Origin of the sequence: Flavobacterium gelidicaeli (assembly GCF_013294005.1) — a bacterium.
Taxonomy (GTDB): domain Bacteria; phylum Bacteroidota; class Bacteroidia; order Flavobacteriales; family Flavobacteriaceae; genus Flavobacterium.
In genome coordinates this window covers 44,806-63,397 of record NZ_JABSNK010000001.1, presented here as the reverse complement: position 1 = coordinate 63,397, position 18,592 = coordinate 44,806, and the positions used below count along the sequence as shown (strand labels likewise).

Annotated in this window: 15 protein-coding genes; 10 read left to right on the top strand and 5 right to left on the bottom strand. The window is 33.5% G+C overall.

All coding sequences use genetic code 11. The features are described 5' to 3' along the window. Positions 1-53 precede the first annotated feature (53 nt). The 3 genes from HNP99_RS00280 to HNP99_RS00270 all read right to left on the bottom strand — a co-directional run bounded on the left by HNP99_RS00280 (position 54) and on the right by HNP99_RS00270 (position 2,974). The gene (locus HNP99_RS00280) at positions 54-584 is read right to left on the bottom strand and encodes a DUF4136 domain-containing protein (RefSeq protein WP_173850173.1); all 531 of its coding nucleotides are present in this window, start codon (positions 582-584) and stop codon (positions 54-56) included. A gap of 47 nt (positions 585-631) precedes the next feature. Next, on the bottom strand, positions 632-2,614 hold the full coding sequence (locus tag HNP99_RS00275; protein WP_173850172.1) for a urocanate hydratase: 1,983 nt from the start codon (positions 2,612-2,614) through the stop codon (positions 632-634). Between the two features lie 183 nt (positions 2,615-2,797). After that, entirely contained in the window at positions 2,798-2,974 is a 177-nt protein-coding gene (locus HNP99_RS00270) for a DUF5522 domain-containing protein (RefSeq protein WP_173850998.1), read from the bottom strand. A gap of 900 nt (positions 2,975-3,874) precedes the next feature. Between HNP99_RS00270 and HNP99_RS00265 the strand changes: the two genes are divergently transcribed. The 4 genes from HNP99_RS00265 (at position 3,875) to hemL (ending at position 8,912) form a co-directional block, all read left to right on the top strand. Further along, positions 3,875-5,707, top strand: coding sequence for a T9SS type A sorting domain-containing protein (locus HNP99_RS00265; RefSeq protein ID WP_173850171.1), 1,833 nt, complete (start codon positions 3,875-3,877; stop codon positions 5,705-5,707). A gap of 85 nt (positions 5,708-5,792) precedes the next feature. Then, positions 5,793-6,689 (top strand): 1-aminocyclopropane-1-carboxylate deaminase/D-cysteine desulfhydrase, encoded by an 897-nt coding sequence (locus HNP99_RS00260; protein WP_173850170.1) that lies wholly within the window; start codon positions 5,793-5,795, stop codon positions 6,687-6,689. Then, on the top strand, positions 6,682-7,578 hold the full coding sequence (locus HNP99_RS00255) for a glucosaminidase domain-containing protein (protein ID WP_173850169.1): 897 nt from the start codon (positions 6,682-6,684) through the stop codon (positions 7,576-7,578). Before HNP99_RS00260 ends, HNP99_RS00255 begins: the two co-directional genes overlap by 8 nt. Positions 7,579-7,625: 47 nt before the next feature. After that, positions 7,626-8,912, top strand: coding sequence for a glutamate-1-semialdehyde 2,1-aminomutase (gene hemL, locus HNP99_RS00250; protein ID WP_173850168.1), 1,287 nt, complete (start codon positions 7,626-7,628; stop codon positions 8,910-8,912). Positions 8,913-8,952: 40 nt separating this feature from the next. Here hemL and HNP99_RS00245 read toward each other — a convergent pair whose 3' ends face one another. Beyond that, positions 8,953-9,417 (bottom strand): hypothetical protein, encoded by a 465-nt coding sequence (locus HNP99_RS00245; RefSeq protein WP_173850167.1) that lies wholly within the window; start codon positions 9,415-9,417, stop codon positions 8,953-8,955. A gap of 159 nt (positions 9,418-9,576) precedes the next feature. On the opposite strand from HNP99_RS00245, the gene HNP99_RS00240 reads away from it, so the two are divergent. The 4 genes from HNP99_RS00240 to HNP99_RS00225 all read left to right on the top strand — a co-directional run bounded on the left by HNP99_RS00240 (position 9,577) and on the right by HNP99_RS00225 (position 12,979). After that, a complete protein-coding gene (locus tag HNP99_RS00240) occupies positions 9,577-9,918 on the top strand; it encodes a hypothetical protein (RefSeq protein ID WP_173850166.1) in 342 nt (113 codons plus the stop codon). Between the two features lie 102 nt (positions 9,919-10,020). Next, positions 10,021-10,821 (top strand): MbnP family protein, encoded by an 801-nt coding sequence (locus HNP99_RS00235; protein WP_173850165.1) that lies wholly within the window; start codon positions 10,021-10,023, stop codon positions 10,819-10,821. Between the two features lie 143 nt (positions 10,822-10,964). Then, entirely contained in the window at positions 10,965-12,002 is a 1,038-nt protein-coding gene (locus tag HNP99_RS00230) for a cytochrome-c peroxidase (RefSeq protein ID WP_173850164.1), read from the top strand. A 5-nt stretch (positions 12,003-12,007) separates the two neighbouring features. Beyond that, complete coding sequence (locus tag HNP99_RS00225; protein WP_173850163.1) at positions 12,008-12,979, top strand: transporter; 972 nt, start codon at positions 12,008-12,010, stop codon at positions 12,977-12,979. A gap of 57 nt (positions 12,980-13,036) precedes the next feature. Here HNP99_RS00225 and HNP99_RS00220 read toward each other — a convergent pair whose 3' ends face one another. Then, a complete protein-coding gene (locus tag HNP99_RS00220) occupies positions 13,037-13,708 on the bottom strand; it encodes a ribonuclease HII (protein ID WP_173850162.1) in 672 nt (223 codons plus the stop codon). 176 nt (positions 13,709-13,884) lie between these two features. Between HNP99_RS00220 and HNP99_RS00215 the strand changes: the two genes are divergently transcribed. Both HNP99_RS00215 and HNP99_RS00210 read left to right on the top strand, forming a co-directional pair. Continuing rightward, on the top strand, positions 13,885-17,070 hold the full coding sequence (locus tag HNP99_RS00215) for a SusC/RagA family TonB-linked outer membrane protein (RefSeq protein ID WP_173850161.1): 3,186 nt from the start codon (positions 13,885-13,887) through the stop codon (positions 17,068-17,070). 17 nt (positions 17,071-17,087) lie between these two features. Beyond that, entirely contained in the window at positions 17,088-18,530 is a 1,443-nt protein-coding gene (locus HNP99_RS00210) for a SusD/RagB family nutrient-binding outer membrane lipoprotein (protein WP_173850160.1), read from the top strand. Positions 18,531-18,592: the final 62 nt, after the last annotated feature.

Here is an 18,592-nt window from a genome sequence, read left to right as displayed (position 1 = left end):
ATAAAAAAAGCCTACGCAAAGGTAGGCCATTTCTAGTAAAAAGTCTTGTTTTTTTATTGTTTTGGAGGAAACTGTGCTAGAATTTTAGCAACAAATTCGTTGATTACTTGCTCTTTTCTATCACGATTTTCGGTTAAATATCCTACGCCTTCACCTTCCCAAATTAATTCTTTTTTCTTGGCATCAATCAGGTCGATGTATAAGGTTCCTTCTGTCGATGAGCTTACGTAATTGCGTCCGCCCCACATGTAAGGATTCCAACCAAATCCCCAACCATAACCAAATCCAGCATTGAACTGGTTCACTTCTAGCTTTTCTCTTTCTTTAGTCATAATGTTGATTAAAAGATCTGGATTCTCACTTTTTGTCATTCCCATTTTGCCCAATTCATTATCGATGGCACGCAGAATTCGTTTTTTATCAAATTCAGATATTTGTACTTTATCTATGCCGTTTTTATGAAAGGCATAGGTTTTGTATTGCGTAAAATCGGCATTTTTATCATAATCGGCATTCACTCTCACAGAGCTACAGGCACCTAATATGAAAAGGAAAAGTACGGGAAGAAGTTTAATTGCTTTCATAGTGTGATTATTTTATAATTAGGAGGTATTAAAGATACTTTTAATGTTTAAAAATCTAATAAACTATCTTCAACTATATTAGGGATGGTCACTTTTAATAAAGGTTGCGTTTCCATCGCTCTTTTTATTGCAAAAATAGCGCCTTCGTTACGAGCCCAACTTCTTCTAGAGATTCCGTTATTGACATCCCAGAAAAGCATTGAGGCTAAGCGTCTTGAAGCTTCTTTAGAACCATCAAGAACCATACCAAAGCCACCGTTAATTACCTCTCCCCAGCCAACACCTCCACCATTATGAATAGAAACCCAAGTTGCACCGCGAAAACTATCGCCTATTACGTTTTGTATTGCCATATCAGCCGTGAAACGGGATCCATCGTAAATATTTGAAGTTTCTCTGTAGGGTGAATCCGTTCCAGATACATCGTGATGATCACGACCTAATACCACAGTTCCAATTGATCCTTTGGCTATAGCCTGATTAAAAGCTTCGGCAATTTTCACACGACCTTCCGCATCGGCATATAATATTCTGGCTTGCGAACCTACTACTAATTTATTGGCCTGCGCCCCCTTGATCCAAGTGATGTTATCCTGCATTTGTTGCTGAATTTCAATAGGAGCTGTTTTTGCCATTTCTTCAAGAACAGCGCATGCAATGTCATCTGTTTTTTGTAAATCTTCGGGTTTCCCTGAAGCGCAAACCCATCTAAACGGACCAAATCCATAATCAAAACACATAGGTCCCATGATGTCTTGTACATAACTAGGGTATTTAAAATCAATGTTATTTTCGGCCATAATTGCTGCACCTGCGCGGGAAGCTTCTAGTAAAAAAGCATTTCCGTAATCAAAGAAATAAGTTCCTTTGGCGGTGTGTTTATTGATAGCCTCTGTATGACGGCGTAATGTTTCTTGTACTTTTTGTTTGAATAATTCGGGATTTTCAGTCATTAGTTTATTCGATTCTTCAAATGAAATTCCGACAGGGTAATAGCCTCCCGCCCAAGGATTATGAAGCGAAGTTTGGTCACTACCAAGGTCAATAGAAATGTTTTCTTGATCGAATTTTTCCCATACATCAACTACATTTCCTAAATAAGCTAATGAGACTACCTCATTATTGGCTTTCGCCAAAGCGACTCTGCTCACCAGTTGGTCTAAGTCTTCAAAGACTTCGTTAATCCAACCTTGACTGTGGCGAATGTGGGTGATTTTTGGGTTTACTTCGGCACAAACAGTGATGCAACCGGCAATATTACCCGCTTTGGGTTGTGCGCCGCTCATTCCTCCTAATCCTGAAGTAACAAATAAACCTCCTTCGGGGGATTTTTTTATTTTTCTAAACCCATTCAAAACAGTAATGGTTGTTCCATGAACAATTCCTTGTGGACCTATGTACATATAACTTCCTGCCGTCATTTGACCATATTGAGATACGCCAAGCGCATTCATCTTTTCATAATCATCAGGTTGGGAGTAGTTAGGGATTACCATTCCGTTTGTGACCACAACTCTTGGCGCTTCTTTGTGCGAAGGGAACAAGCCCATAGGGTGTCCAGAGTAAATGGTTAGGGTTTGGTCTTCGGTCATTTCAGACAAATACTGCATGGTCAATAAATATTGAGCCCAGTTTTGAAATACAGCTCCATTACCACCGTAAGTAATTAATTCATGCGGATGTTGCGCCACTGCATAATCCAGATTGTTCTGAATCATTAACATAATCGCTTTTGCTTGTTCGCATTTCCCAGGATATTCTGCTATGGGACGCGCACGCATTTCGTAATCAGGGCGCAGGCGGTACATGTATATACGGCCGTAAGTGGCTAGTTCATCTTTAAATTCTGGAATTAATTCGGTATGATGTTTTGCATCAAAATAGCGTAAGGCATTGCGAAGCGCTAGTTTTTTTTCATCTGTAGATAAAATATCTTTTCGTTTAGGCGCGTGATTAATGTTGCCCTCAAACGGTTTTGGTTGCGGTAAAGTAGTTGGAATTCCTTGTTGGATTTGTTCTTTAAAAGTCATCTTAAAATGTTTATTCGTTAAATAGGTGAACTGTTTGTTACTAATATGCGTACAAATCACTAAGGATAACGAATATCCGACCGATGATAGGATTTGAAGATGGTAATCCTAAATTTCTGAGCGCAAATATCCATTTTATTATGTTTAATTTTTTAAATTGATAAGTTGATTGTAGCAATCATCTTATTTTTTAATTGCTCCTGTTTTTTTGTCGTAGCCATACGGGCAATGACGACAGCCACTTTTACAGCAATAGCCTCTTTTTAAGTGGTGTTTTTCGGTGAAGCATTTATAACCTTCTGGGGTATAATAAAAATCTTCTCCTTCAATTAATTTATTTTGATTCTCAGGTTCTTGCATTCTTGTAACGGTATGATTTTTAGTATTTAAAACTTGTCCTTCTATAAAAGTCAATTGTAGCAATGATAATTAAGAAAAATCAGTTGTGTGATTACAAATTTATGCTTTTTAAAGCGATAGTGCCTTTTACTTATTAAATATTTAATATTGTGTATTGAATTGATTTTTTTATTATCTTTAATCATTATTGAAATGATTTAGATGTTGTTAGTATTTACAAAGTTTTTAATCCCAAAAGGATTTCGCGGTTTAACAATTTACCCCTTTGTATTTATAAGACATAAATCAGATAAGAAGAATGCAATTTTTATAAACCATGAAAAAATTCATTTGAGACAACAATTAGAAATGCTAATAATCCCTTTTTTTATTTGGTACTTCTTAGAATTTGTTTTCAGATTATTACAATATAAAAATTTTGATCGCGCCTACTTGAATATTAGTTTTGAAAGAGAAGCTTATACTAAAGAAAGCGATCTTAGTTATTTGAATAAAAAGCCTTTTTTTAGCTTTTTAAATTTTATTTTGGTGAAAACCAAAAAGTAAAAAGTCTCCCCATTTTGTGATTTCTTAAGTAGAAATCTTTTTTTTTGCAAACCTACCTTGTTGATTTATTGAGAATTAACTCAGTCTTCTATTTATTAAATACGAATATTCTTATATGTTAGATTTTAAAATCTTTATATATAGATATTATTGTAAGAAAAAAAGCTAATTAAATCAGTAAACGTGTAGTTTGTCGATATTATAGGTGTTTTATCGGTTATTTTTTAATTCTGAATTGTTATTAATTGTAGTTTTGTAAAACAAATTATCTAAAAAGAACGATTGTTCCTTCTGTTAAGAAAATCATTAGTTCTCCATAATAAGAATGTATTATTAACTAAATTTTTTACGCTTATGAAAACAAATATACCTACCCAAATTTGCCTAGCCTTAGGGTTTTTATTTACAGTTTCTACTGTGAAATCGCAAATGTTTGTGAGTCCTAATAGTAGTGTTTATGTAAGTAATGAAGTTGTTTATATAAAAAGTGGTTTAGAATTAAATGGAGGAACTAGTAATTTTTATTTAAGAAATGATGGGCAATTACTACAAGGATCAGCTGTAGCAAGTACCAATAAAGGATTAGGTAATTTGTCAGTTTATCAAGAAGGAAGTACTAATAACTTTCAATATAACTATTGGTGTTCTCCAGTAGGAGGGAATGATGTTGTTGCTGGAAATTCAAATTTTGGAATTACTCAATTGAATGATGTTACTACAAATACAACTAGTACGGCAGCGACAATTTTACCGTCAAATAATTATGACGGTACAGCATCTCCACTTGGGATAGCTCCTTATTGGATTTGGAAATTACCTTCATTAGCAGCTTCGAACTGGGTTTATGTAGGTTCAGGAAGTACACTAGCGGCTGGAGAAGGATTTACAATGAAAGGAACTTCAGGGACAAATACAAATATGGTGAACTCTGTACAAAATAACCCAGGAGGTAAGCAACGTTATGACTTTAAAGGCAAACCTAATGATGGTACAATTGCAATTCCGGTTTTAGCAGGTAAATTAGTATTAACTGGGAATCCTTATCCATCAGCAATTGATTTGTCTGCTTTTTTATTGGCAGCAACAAATACTAGTGGGATAGCTTATTTCTGGGAACAAGACAAGACAAATAATACGCACTATATAGCAAGTTATAAAGGAGGGTATGGAACCTATTCTCCTATGGGAGGTTCTGGTAATGGAGTATATAGTCCAGCTACATATTACACCTACGATGGTTCTGGAAATCAAGTAGCAGCTGCAGGAACTGGAGCTTCTTATAAAAGACGCTTTTCGCCAATCGGGCAAGGTTTTATGATTGCGGGAACGGCGAATGGGAATGTAGAAATGAAAAACAGTTTTCGCGTTTTTGTTAAAGAAGGCTCAACAAATTTATCTGAGTTTGAAAGAAAAGAAAATACCTCAAAAACTACAAAAGATACGGGGTATTATGAAGCTATTGCTTCGGTTTCAGGTTTTGATTATACTACAATTAGTACAGCTCCTACGCCACAAATTAGATTAAATGCGGTGCTAAATAGTCAAGGCGTTCGCCAAATTGTTGTGGCTTTTGCTGAGAATGCAACTGATGGATTAGATCACGCAATGGATGCCGCTTCAACGGGAGTTGATGCTAAAGCAGATGCTTATTTTGTTGTTGAAGATAGATCAGTTGTGATTAATGCAATGCAAATGGATATTGATAAAAAAATTCCGCTAGGGTTTACAAATAATGCAGAAGCTAATTATAAAATTATGGTTAACGAAATCATTAATTTAGATGCCGTAGATAATGTGTTTTTACATGATAAAATCACTAACGAATATTTTGATATTAAAAACAATTTTCATGAAATGACATTGCCTGAAGGGGTTAATAATACACAGTTTGAAATTACATTTAAAAATGGTAGTACTTTAGGAGTTGATGACGTTACTAAAGAAAATTTAATAATGTATCAGGATAATAACGCTAAAAACTTAAAAATAAGCAATCCACTTCAAAAAGAATTAGTTTCATGTAGTATATATGATATAGTTGGAAAACTTATTTTTAGCAAAGCTAAATTAGGATCGGATTCAAATTATAACTTTTCAACTTCGGGATTAAGTGACGGAATTTACATCGTTAAATTGATAACAGATGATAAAGTAGATATAGGTCAAAAAATTATTATTAGAAATTAAATTAAAAAATAACTTATTCAAAATGCAATCCTTAAACCGATTGCATTTTTTTTGTCTATAAGTTTTTACCTTTGTAAAAAAAAAGTTGAATCAGCTAATTACTTTCCATCTTCCCTCTTCTGTTTCTGTTACTGTCAAACGCGACGATTTGATACATCCGTTTGTTTCGGGAAATAAATTCAGGAAACTTAAGTACAATTTGCTTGAAGCAAAAAAAGAAAATAAGCAAACGCTATTGACTTTTGGAGGAGCTTTTTCGAACCATATTGCAGCAGTCGCTTATGCAGCAAAAGAGAATGGTTTGCAAAGTATTGGAATCATTAGAGGAGATGAACTTCGCGATAAAATCATTCAAAACCCTACTTTGCAATTTGCTCAAGATTGTGGCATGCAACTTGAATTTATAACTAGAGAGGCGTATCGAGAAAAAAACGAGCCAACTTTTATAGTGGAACTACAAAAACAATTTGGAGATTTTTACCTAGTGCCTGAAGGAGGTACAAACGACTTAGCTATTAAAGGTTGTGAGGAAATTTTAACTAACGAAGACGCTGCGTTTGATTATATCTGTTGTGCTGTGGGAACTGGTGGTACGATATCAGGACTTATAAATAGTGCCTTGCCTCATCAAAAAGTTTTAGGTTTTCCTGCTTTAAAAGGGGACTTTTTACAAGATGAAATTCGTATTTTTGTCCAGAATCAAAATTGGGAGCTAATAACCGACTATCATTTTGGCGGTTACGGAAAAGTGAATGAAGTCTTAATTGCTTTTATAAATGATTTTTTTAAGGAAACGAAAATTCCTTTAGATCCTATTTATACTGGAAAGCTATTTTTTGGCGTTATGAATATGATCGAAAATAACTATTTTCCGCCTCAGTCAAAAATAATGTTAATTCATACAGGAGGACTTCAGGGGATTCAAGGAATGAATAATAAATTAAGAAACAAACATTTACCAATAATAGATAGCCATGTTTAAAAAAATATTTTTTGTTTTAGTATTAGTGTGTTTAGTAAGTTGTAATGCTACAAAAACACCTATTAGAACCACCAAATCGGCGCCATCAAGTGTTAGGAAACCAGTGGTAAGAAACGTGAGAACAAGGACTGATGTAAAGGCAACGAGACCAGCGGTTGCGCAAAGGTCAACAACGAGAAATAATCAAAATGAAGTGATTGAATCGACTTCAAGAACCGTAGTTTCTAATGATGTTATAGGTGATTATATTTATTTGTACAAAAATATAGCCATGAATAATATGAAGGTTTATGGAATTCCTGCTAGTATTATTCTTGCGCAAGGTATTTTAGAATCAGGAGCGGGTAGAGGTGACTTAGCGCAAACTGCAAATAATCATTTTGGAATTAAATGCCATGCAGGATGGACAGGCGAAAGTGTACGTCATGATGATGATGCGAGTCAAGAATGTTTTAGAAAATATGATGATCCAGGAGAATCGTTTAAAGATCATGCCCTATTTTTAACTGGAAGAGGCCGTTACTCTACATTATTTGAACTTGATAAAGACGACTATAAGGCATGGGCTAAGGGGTTAAGAAAAGCAGGCTATGCTACTGATCCTAGGTATCCTGAAAAGTTGATAACCTATATTGAACGTTATGATTTAGGGCAATATGATGCCTTAGTATTAGGAAATAAATTTGTTCCTACAGAAAACAGAACTGTTGTAAGGACAGTAAGTAATGCTTTAGCTTACGATCCTAATAGAACGTATCATGAAGTGTTAAAAGGAGATACGTTATACTCTATATCAAAAAAATACAATGTTCAAGTTAATGATTTAAAACTAAAAAATAATCTCTCAGAAAACACGATTTCTATTGGTCAAAAACTAATTGTAAATTAATTTTTTACTCACGATCTATAATTTTACTATAATAAATACTAATTATAATGCTATATAAAAGAAGTAGTCAGCTTTTTGCTGAAGCAGAAAAAGTAATACCAGGCGGAGTTAACTCGCCTGTAAGAGCTTTTAAAGCAGTAGGAGGAACCCCTATTTTTGTAGAACGCGCAAAAGGAGCTTACCTGTATGATGTTGATGGAAATCGTTTAATTGATTATATTAATTCATGGGGTCCTATGATTTTAGGTCATGCATTTGAACCCGTTGTGCAAGCAGTTATTGAGAAAGCAAAACTGGGAACTTCATTTGGAATGCCAACAGAATTAGAGACTCAAATCGCTGCATTGGCTGTAGATATGGTTCCAAATATAGATAAAATACGTTTTGTGAATTCAGGAACTGAAGCTTGTATGAGTGCCGTACGTTTGGCTCGTGGATTTACTAAAAGAGACAAGATAATAAAATTTGCAGGCTGTTATCACGGCCATTCTGATTCTTTTTTAATTCAGGCAGGAAGTGGAGCAGTAACTTTTGGTTCTCCTAATAGTCCAGGGGTGACTGAAGGAACGGCTAAAGATACTTTACTAGCTACCTATAACGATTTAGAGAATGTAAAAACCTTAATCGAAGCAAATAAAAACGAAATTGCAGCAATTATTATTGAACCTGTTGCAGGAAATATGGGATGTATCCCACCTAATAAAGGTTTTCTTGAAGGTTTAAGAGCAATGTGTACGGCTAACGGAATCTTATTAATTTTTGATGAGGTTATGACTGGTTTTAGATTAGCTAAAGGTGGTGTACAAGAGTTATTTAATATCAAAGCTGATATCGTTTGTTTTGGAAAAGTAATTGGAGGCGGATTGCCAGTAGGTGCTTTTGCAGCTCGTAATGAAATAATGAATTTTCTTGCTCCTCTAGGGCCTGTTTATCAAGCAGGAACGTTGTCAGGAAATCCACTAGCTATGGCTGCTGGATTAGCAATGTTACAAACACTGAATGAAGACAAAATTATTTTTGACAGACTAGCAGAGAAAACGGCCTATTTACATGCTGGAATTGAGAAAGTGTTAACTGCTAATAATGTGGTTTTTACCATCAATAGAATTGGGTCTATGATATCGGTACATTTTGATGCACGACCAGTTATTGATTTTAAATCGGCTGCTAATGGAGATAACGAAACTTTTAAAAAGTTCTTTCATGGCTTGTTGCAAGAAGGGATTTATATTGCACCTTCAGCTTATGAAACTTGGTTTATAACTGATGCACTTAGTTATGAAGATTTAGATTTCACAATTCAGGCTATAGATAAAGTGAGTAAAACATTTTAGACTAAATAAAAAACTTCCGGCTTTCACCGGAAGTTTTTTTTTATTTCTGTTCTTGATTCTTGTGGTCCATTTTGTCACCAGCTTTTTTATGCTTTTTGTGACCTCCACGTTTGTGATGCTTTCCTTTCATGGCATCCCATTTAGTAAATTGCTCAGCAGATAAGATTGTTTTCATTTTTGCTTTCATAGCAATTTGCTCGTCAAGCATTTTAGTTTTCATTGCAAAACGTTCATCCTTTGTTGGTTTTACTTTACTGTCTTTGTTTTGCTCTCTATCTTTCATCATAGCATCTCTTTTTGCAGTTTTATCCGCTATGATAGGTTTCATTTGCTCTTGTTGTTTTGCATTTAAATCAAGTTGTAATGTCATCTTTTTTAGCATCAACTCATTTTGTTGCGTTGGAGTAAATTTTTCAGTTTCAGCTCCTTTTGGCGTGTCTTTTTTAGCTTGTGCAAAGTTGGCTATACTAACTGCTAATAAAGCAGCAATAAATAATTTTTTCATTTTAACTGTTTTTAAGGTTATAATAATAAGACCATGATTTGTTTAATAGGTTTAATGCTTAACAAAAGTTTAGCAAAAGATGATTTTTATCATTTAAGATTAAATTTTGTAATGTATCTTTGAAGCGTGAAAAAATATGCAGTCATAATTTTGTTACTCTTGTTTCTAAAACCAATTCTTCCGGTTATAGACTATGCTGTTAATTATGAGTATATATCACAAGTACTTTGTATCAATAAAGCAAAACCAGAATTAAAATGTAATGGTAAGTGTCATTTGATGAAAGAATTGGCAAAAGCATCTGATGATGATAGGACAGCTTCTTCTGAAAAAAAACAAAGTACTAATCCATTTGTAGATCTTTTTGTTGCAGAAGTAGCTTCTTATGATTTTTTAGTTTTTCAAAAAACAGCTGCACAACAATCTCCTGCTTACTACACTAATCACTATTCACATTTAGATAGTGACGTTGTTTTTCGTCCGCCAATTTTCATTTCTTAATATACCGTTTTTTTGTATCTAATTTCCTTTGGCGAAAGCCTAGTGGGATTTTTAGTGACGCAATTTATTTAAAAATTATAAAAAGAAATTATACTTAACGAAATGAAAAATTTACTATATAAAGCCTTAGCTGTACTAGCTTTGAGCGCTACTTTTACTGCATGTTCTAATGATGATAATGAAGCAATTTCAGGAACAGGTTCACTGGGTTTAGAATTTGATAATTCTTTCAACGGAAACGATTTAATCCTAGATACACAAGCGAATACAACTGCTAGCAATGAAGTCCTTAAAATTAGCTCAATAAAATACATTATTAGTAATGTTGTTTTGACAAAAGAGGACGGAACTACATTTACTTATCCTAAAAGCGAAAGTTATTTTATTGTTGATGAAGCAAATGCTGATAGCCATGTTCTTGACTTGAAAAATGTACCTGCGGCTAATTATACTAAGGTTACTTTTGGTATCGGTGTAGACAAAGCGCAATGGGATTTAGGGATAACTGGCCAAGGAGATTTCTATGCTACTGCACAAGATGCAAAAATGATGTGGAACTGGTCTGCAGGATATAAATTTGTGGCTTTCGAAGGTACTTTTACCTCTCCTACAGTTACTACAGCCTTACCTTTTATGGTTCATACTGGACAAACAGGTACTGATTATAACTACACAACTGTAACGCTAGATTTGCCAACTAATGCTTTGGTAAGAACTACTATTACACCTGATGTTCATATTATCACAGATTTGTCTAAAATATTAAACAGTACCAATACGATCAAACTTTCTGATAATAATGCTACAGGAACGGGAGCAATGATTATGGGTGGAACTAATTTACCATTAATTACTGCAAATGTTGCTACAATGTTTACTGTAGACCACGTTCATAACGATTAATTTCATCATTAGAAGCACAAGAGTAAAAGTTTAATCAAGTGTAGTCCCGTTTTTCGCTATATCTTTTTTTTAAAATAAAAAAAGGATGCCGCTGCAACCGGGGCTAAATGATGCCTTTTGTACTTCTTTTAAAATATATAACCATGAAAATAAAATATTTTCTTTGGCTACTCCTTCCTTTATTAACTAGCTGCTCTGATCAAGATGACGACTATGTAAACGCACCATTGGATTTTACAGTGCCTTCAAATTTTCCAGATTTACAATATGATATTACTTTAAATCCACCTACAGAAAAAGGATTTGAACTGGGTAAAAAATTGTTTTATGATGGTCGCTTAGCGTCTGATGGACTTGTTTCTTGTGGGTTTTGTCACCTACAAGAAAATGCCTTTACGCACCATGGACATACCGTGAGTCATGGCGTGAATGATGCTCAAGGAACAAGAAATGCACCAGCTATTCAAAACATGGCTTTTCAAAGTATTTTTATGTACGATGGAGCTGCATCACATTTAGACTTGCAACCGCTCATTCCGTTAGTTAGTGAAATTGAAATGAATGGTAATTTAAATACGATTCTTGCAATGATGAAGGCTGATAAAACCTATCGTGAATTGTTTAAAGCCTCTTTTGATGATGGAACTGTTTCTATCGAGAACATGCTTAAAGCACTTTCGCAATTTATGGTTATGTTGACTTCATCTAATTCAACATTCGATCATTACAGGCGCAACGAAGCAGGAGGAACGTTAACAAGTGATGAAAGTGCGGGTTATACTGTATTTAAAAACAAATGTGCTTCTTGTCATGCAACAGATCTAATGACTGATGATGCTTTTAGAAACAACGGACTTGCCATAAACCCCTTAATTAATGATGTTGGGCGTTACCGTGTTACTGAACTTGCTCAAGATTATTACAAATTTAAAGTGCCTAGTTTGCGCAATGTAGAAGTAACTGCGCCGTACATGCACGATGGTCGTTTTGGCACACTCGAGGCAGTGCTTAATCATTACAGTTCTGGAATTGTTGATTCGCCAACATTAGATCCTATTTTAAAACAAAATGCAAAACTTGGAATCACACTTTCAGAAACTGAAAAAATACAGTTAGTAGCTTTCCTAAAAACATTAACAGATAATCAATATCTAACGGATAAACGATTTTCAGAAAATTAATTACAATGAAAAATACATTAATAATAAGCCTGTTAGCTTTTTTATCCTTACAATTAGTTGGTGCTGCCCCCGTAAAAGATAGTATTTCAGGATTTACTTTTCAAAAAATGCAATTGGATGCAGTAATGGGTTTTGATTGTGATGCTTGCGGATGTTCTGCCAGTGGAGGAAGTATGGGATTTAGTTCTATGCTAAATAGTAACTTTGTGGGTATTCGTTATTTCAACCAAAGTTATTCTAGTAGAGATGGGATTTTTGCTAACTCTCCTTGGGTTGATGAAAACTTTAATACTGCGCAAGTTTGGGCAAAAATCCCCATAACAGAGAAGGTGCAAATTACTGCATTGATTCCGTATCATTTTCACAATAGAGAATTGATTACTGGAAATGAAGGCATTAGTGGTTTAGGTGATGTAACACTTATGGCAACCTATTCTGTTTATCAAACTCAAAAAGATAGTACTGTTTTTACGCACAACTTACAAATTGGAGGTGGAGTGAAAATGCCAACAGGTAAGTTTGAAGAAGCAAACAATTTAGGAACAGTAAACCAGAGTTTTCAACTAGGAACTGGAAGTTGGGATTATCTTTTGATTACTGAATATGTGATTAAAAAGAAAAATTTAGGTTTGAACAATATGTTGAATTACAACATAAAAACTGAGAATTCTAAAAAATACCAGTTTGGGAATCAATTTAATTACGGAAGTACGTTGTTTTATCTTTTAGATTTAAAAAGTATCCAGTTAGTGCCTCAAATAGGTTTAGCAGGAGAAGTTTATGAAACCAATAAGCAATATGGTGAAAAAGTCCTTAATACGTCAGGAGATATTTTATTTAGTAAATTTGGTTTTGAAATTGGTAAAGATAAATTATCATTGGGGGTAAATGCTATGTTGCCTATAAATCAAAATTTATCTAACGGTGCTATTGAAGCCAATTACCGTTGGAGTGTAAATTTGAATTATACCTTGTAATAACAGTTAAATAAAATAAAAAGTCCCTCAAAAACTAGTTTAGTTTTGAGGGATTTTTTATTTTGTAATATCAAAATCAAGTTTTATTTGTTCAGGGAGAAGTCTAAAAGTCATCCGGTGGTATTTTGTTACGCCATATTTTCTAATTGCTTCACGATGTTCTTTAGTAGGGTAGCCTTTATTTTTTTTCCAATTGTACATGGGGTATTCTTCGTGAATGCGATTCATGTATTCATCCCGATAAGTTTTTGCAAGAATTGATGCTGCAGCAATGCTTAAAAACTTAGAATCCCCTTTTACAATACTTTGATGCGGGATTGAGGTAAGAAGTTCTTTTTCTTCTAAAGTGAAAATTTTCCCAGTTTTATTCTGAGCCCATTTTTTTTGAATAAAAGCACTATTACCATCCACAATAACATATTCGGGAGCGGGATTTAGTTTCAAGACACATTCTTGCATTCCCTTTATAGAGGCATTAAGAATATTGATTTGGTCAATTTCTAGAGGCTCTAGATGGGCTACAGCAAAAGTTACTGCTTGCTCTTCAATAATAGGACGCAATTGTTCTCTTACTTTTTCTGAAAGTTGCTTACTGTCATTTAGAATATCGTTTTTAAAGTTAAATGCTAAAATTACTGCTGCCGAAGTCACGGGTCCAGCAAGACAACCGCGGCCGGCTTCATCAGTACCTGCTTCTAATATAATAGAGGAATAGTTGTTTTTTAGCATTTGTTTTTTTACAAAAGTATTATAAAAAAGGAAATTTGGCAGAATTATTAAAAAAAGGTGTTTTTGTATATAGAAATCTTTTTTATTATGATAGTGATTTTGTTAAATAGTTCAATTGTTTTGTTAAAAAATTATTAAGATTTTTGCAGTATTAACTAACAAATACAAAATTTTATATGAGATTAAAATTTAAATGGATTTATGCGCTAATCTTGGCGTTATCTATGCAGTTTTCTTTTGCGCAAGAGAGAACTGTTTCTGGTGTAGTTTCGGATGCTAATGGACCTATTCCAGGGGCAAACGTTGTTGTAAAAGGTACTAATAAAGGTGTACAAACAGATTTTGACGGTAAATTTATTATTAAGGCAAAACAAGGTGATATTTTGATATTTTCTTTTATTGGACTTAAAGATACAAAAATGACTGTAGGTTCAACAGGTGTGGTAAATGCTAACATGTCATCAGATGGTAATGAACTTCAAGAAGTGGTAGTTACTGCACTTGGAATTAAAAGAAGTTCAAAAGCTGTTGGTTATGCAGTACAAGAACTTAAGGCAGCTGATCTTAATAAAGCGTCAAATAATAGTTTGGCAGGTGCTTTACAAGGAAAATTAGCAGGAGTTCAAATTACTCCTTCAAGTGGAGCTCCTGGAGCCTCATCTCAAATTATCATTAGAGGAGCGAGATCATTTACGGGAAACAATACTCCTTTATATGTTATAGATGGAATGCCAGTTGCATCTACAGCGGATTATTCTACAGGGAATAGTGTTACTGGAACAGATTCAGCAAATCGTGCTGTAGATATTGATCCATCTGATATTGAGACAATCTCTATATTAAAAGGACAAGCTGCTGCAGCAATTTATGGAATTAGAGCATCTAACGGTGTTGTGATCATTACTACTAAAAGTGGTAGAGGGTTGGCTAAAGATGGTAAGCCTGTAATATCGTTAAATACGTCAACTAGTTTTGAAACTATTTCTAAAAAGCCTGTTACTCAAAATGAGTATGCTCAAGGATCTCAAGGAAAATACAATCCAACAACTTCTTTAGGTTGGGGACCAAAAATTTCTGAATTACCAAATGACCCTACTTATGGAGGTAACGTTGCTAATACTTTAAATGGAGGTGTTTTAAAACCAGGAATGTATTATGTGCCTCAAAGAGCTAAAGCTGGACTAGATCCATGGGTTTTACCTAAAGCTTATGATAATATAAATGATTATTTTATGACTGGAGTTACAGTAAATAATTCTATCAATATTAGTCAAGCCACTGAGAAAACAAATTATTCATTTGGTGTAGGTACAGCAAATCAAGACGGAATGATGCCTGGTACAGGGATGAAACGTTATAATATTAAAGGTGTTGTTGAGACTAAGTTAAACGAGGAATGGAAGACAGGTGTGTCTTTTAATTATGTTCAAACAAAAATCAATAAAAGTCCATCTGCAAACGATGCTGTTTTAGCAGGTATTTTTGGTGGTCCTAGAAGTTATGATATTAAAGGAATTGGTTTTGAGTCAGCTACAAATCCATATGACCAAGTTTATTATAGAACGAGTACTTTTAATAATCCATATTGGGCAGCTAAATATAATGAATTTAGTGAAAAAACAAATCGTTTTTATGGGAATGCTAATGTTCAATTCTCCCCTATAATTAGTGAAGATGGAAGTAAAAAACTTTCATTTAAATATCAAGTTGGTTTAGATTCATATACTACAAATTATAGAGATATTTTTGAATATGGTAGTAAGCATGACTTGACGGGTAATAGTAGTAATGTAAGTTTATACGGAATCACATCTGATGTAATAAATTCATTATTTACAGTTAATTATAATATGGATTTTTGGAAAGACTTTAGTTTAAATGTTCTTGTTGGTAATGAGTATAATCATAAAAATAATAAAAGTTATAATGATTATGGTTCTGGTTTAAATTTTGGAGGTTATGCAACTATTGCAAATGCTAGAGTTGTTACTTCTGAAGAAAATAGAGCTCAACAAAGAAATGTAGGTTTTTTTGGTAGCACAGAGCTTTCTTATAAAAGTTTAATTTATTTCAATGCAACTGTTCGTGAAGATTTTGTTTCAACAATGCCAAGAGGGAATAGAGACTTTTTATATCCATCAGCTTCATTGTCATTAGTTTTAAGTGAGTTAGATTTTATAAAGGATAGTGATTTTTTATCTTTTGCTAAAATTCGTGGATCTATTGCTGAAGTTGGTCAAGCAGGGACTTATTTAGATGATTTTTATACGAAACCAACTTATGATGGAGGTTTTTGGTCAGGAACTCCTGTTCAATATCCTTTAGGAGATGTGAGTTCATTTATACCAAATTCAGTTTTATATGATCCAAATTTAAAAGCTCAAAACACACGTTCTTATGAGTTAGGATTTGATCTTAAATTTTTACATAATCGTATAGGATTAGAGTATACTTACTCAAGACAAGATGTAAAAGATCAAATATTTGCTGTTCCTTTATCAGGATCGACAGGTTCAAGTTCTTATATGACTAATGGAGGAAAAATACATACAAATGCTCATGAAGCTATTTTATTTACTAATCCAATAAAAACAAAAGATTTTAATTGGAATTTGAATGTGAATTTTTCAAAAATTGATTCTTATGTAGATGAATTAGCACCAGGTGTAGAGAGTATATTTTTAGGTGGATTTACAACTCCACAAATTAGAGCGAGTGTTGGTAGTAGATTCCCAGTAATTTATGGTGAAAGCTTTAAGAGAAATGATAATGGAGATGTTTTTGTTGATGCTAATGGGCTTCCAGTTATTGGTGAAGCGAAAGCATTAGGTGAAGTTGCGCCTAAGTTTAATCTTGGAGGTTCTACTCAATTTACTTATAAAAGAGTTTCTCTTGGAGCTACTTTTGACTGGAAAAATGGTGGTAGTATGTATAGTGGTTCTAATAACTTAATGTTACTTTACGGAGTTGATGCATTAACAGGAAATAGAGATCAGGAATATATTTATCCAGGAGTTAAAGCTGATGGTACTCCAAATGATAAAGTGTTGGGAGGTACTACTAATCCAAATGGGTATCAAAATTTATATAGCCGTTTATCTAGTATTACTGAAGGAAGTGTGTATGACGCAAGTTTTGTAAAGATGAGAGAAATTACTTTAGGGTATACTTTTCCAAAATTAATGAATCAAACAGTAGAATTATCAACAAGTGTTTTTGCTAGAAATATATTGTTATGGTCAAAATTACCTAATATAGATCCAGAAGCTTCTCAAGGTAATAATAATATTGGAGGTGGTTTTGAGCGTTTATCAATCCCTCAAGCTAAAAGTATAGGATTCTCTTTAAATCTTACATTTTAATTTATAAAATATTTCTTATGAAAAATATAAAAATAACTCTAGCAAGTTTGATGGCTTTGTTTTTGTTTCAGTCTTGCTCTGAAGATAAATTGGATGAAATTAACACCAATTTAAATGACCCAATTGACGTGCCTACACGATTAGTAATGACAGATGTAATGACGGCAAGTGCTTTTAGTGTTACTGGTTCTGATTTGTCTTTTTATGCCAGTGTGTATTCTGAATTAAACGCAGGTAATTTTGGGCAGATGTATAATGCTCAAAATAGAGATGGTGAGCCTCAACTGGCTTCAACATATAATAACTCTTGGAATACTGCTTATGCTCAATTGAGATCTTTGAAAGTTGTTATCGAAAAATGTTCTGAGGGTGGTGCTGAGTCTGGGAATTATACCACTTTAGGAATAGCTCAGGTTTTATATGCATATAACCTTGCTATCTTAACAGATCTTTTTGGTGATATTCCAAATAGTGAAGCTTTAAGACCAAAAGAAATTTTGCAACCTAAATTAGATAAGCAAGAAGATGTTTATGTAGAAATTTTCCAAAAGTTAAATGATGGAATTGCTAATTTAAATAAAACGACTACTTATGCTAGTTTAGGTGTTCAGGATTTAATATATGCTGGAAATGCAGCTAAATGGAAGAAAGCAGCAAACGGTTTATTAGCTAGATATACTATGAGATTATCTTTAAGAAACCCAAATTATTTAAATGTAATTAGTTTTGTAGATGCTTCTTTTGCTAATTCTTCTGAAGAATTAAGATTCTCAAATTCATTAGTTCCTAATCCTTATGCACGTTTTGAATTAGATAGAGGTTATTTATCAGTATCTAAAAGTTTCTATGAAAGAATGGTTGCAAATGGACCTGCTGATGCACGTACTGAAGGTTTTTTTACTAAAAAAAGTGGTGTAGTTAAAACATTTAATAATGCTATCGCTAATGAGGTGAATGCACAAAATTTTTATTCTATATCTGCTTTAATGAGTGAGAAAAATCCAATTTATTTATTGAGTTATCATGAGTTGTTGTTTTTGAAAGCTGAGGCACAAGCAAGGTTAAATCAAGATGTAAATGCGCTAGCAACTTTAAAGTTAGCAATAAAAGCAGCTTATACTAAAGAGCAAGTTGTGAAGTTTACAAGTGCTCAAGCTGATGCTTATATCGCGACTCTTCCTGTTTTAACTGGAAATGATTTATTGAAAAAAATCATGGTTGAAAAGCAAATTTCTTTTTATGAAAATGAAGGAATTGAAGCGTATAATGACATACGTCGTTTAAAAGCAATGGGTAATGGAGATTTACTTCCTTTAGTTCATCCAAAACCTGAATTATTCCCTAAAAGATTTGGTTATGGTAATTCAGATGTTTCAGCAAATCCTAAGATTAAAGCTGCTTTCGGAGACGGTAGTTACGTTTATTCTGAAGATGTTTGGTGGGCAGGAGGGACTAGATAATATTCTATCTTAAATGAAATAACAATTATATCAATTTTAAAATCCCTGATTACTTTTATGTA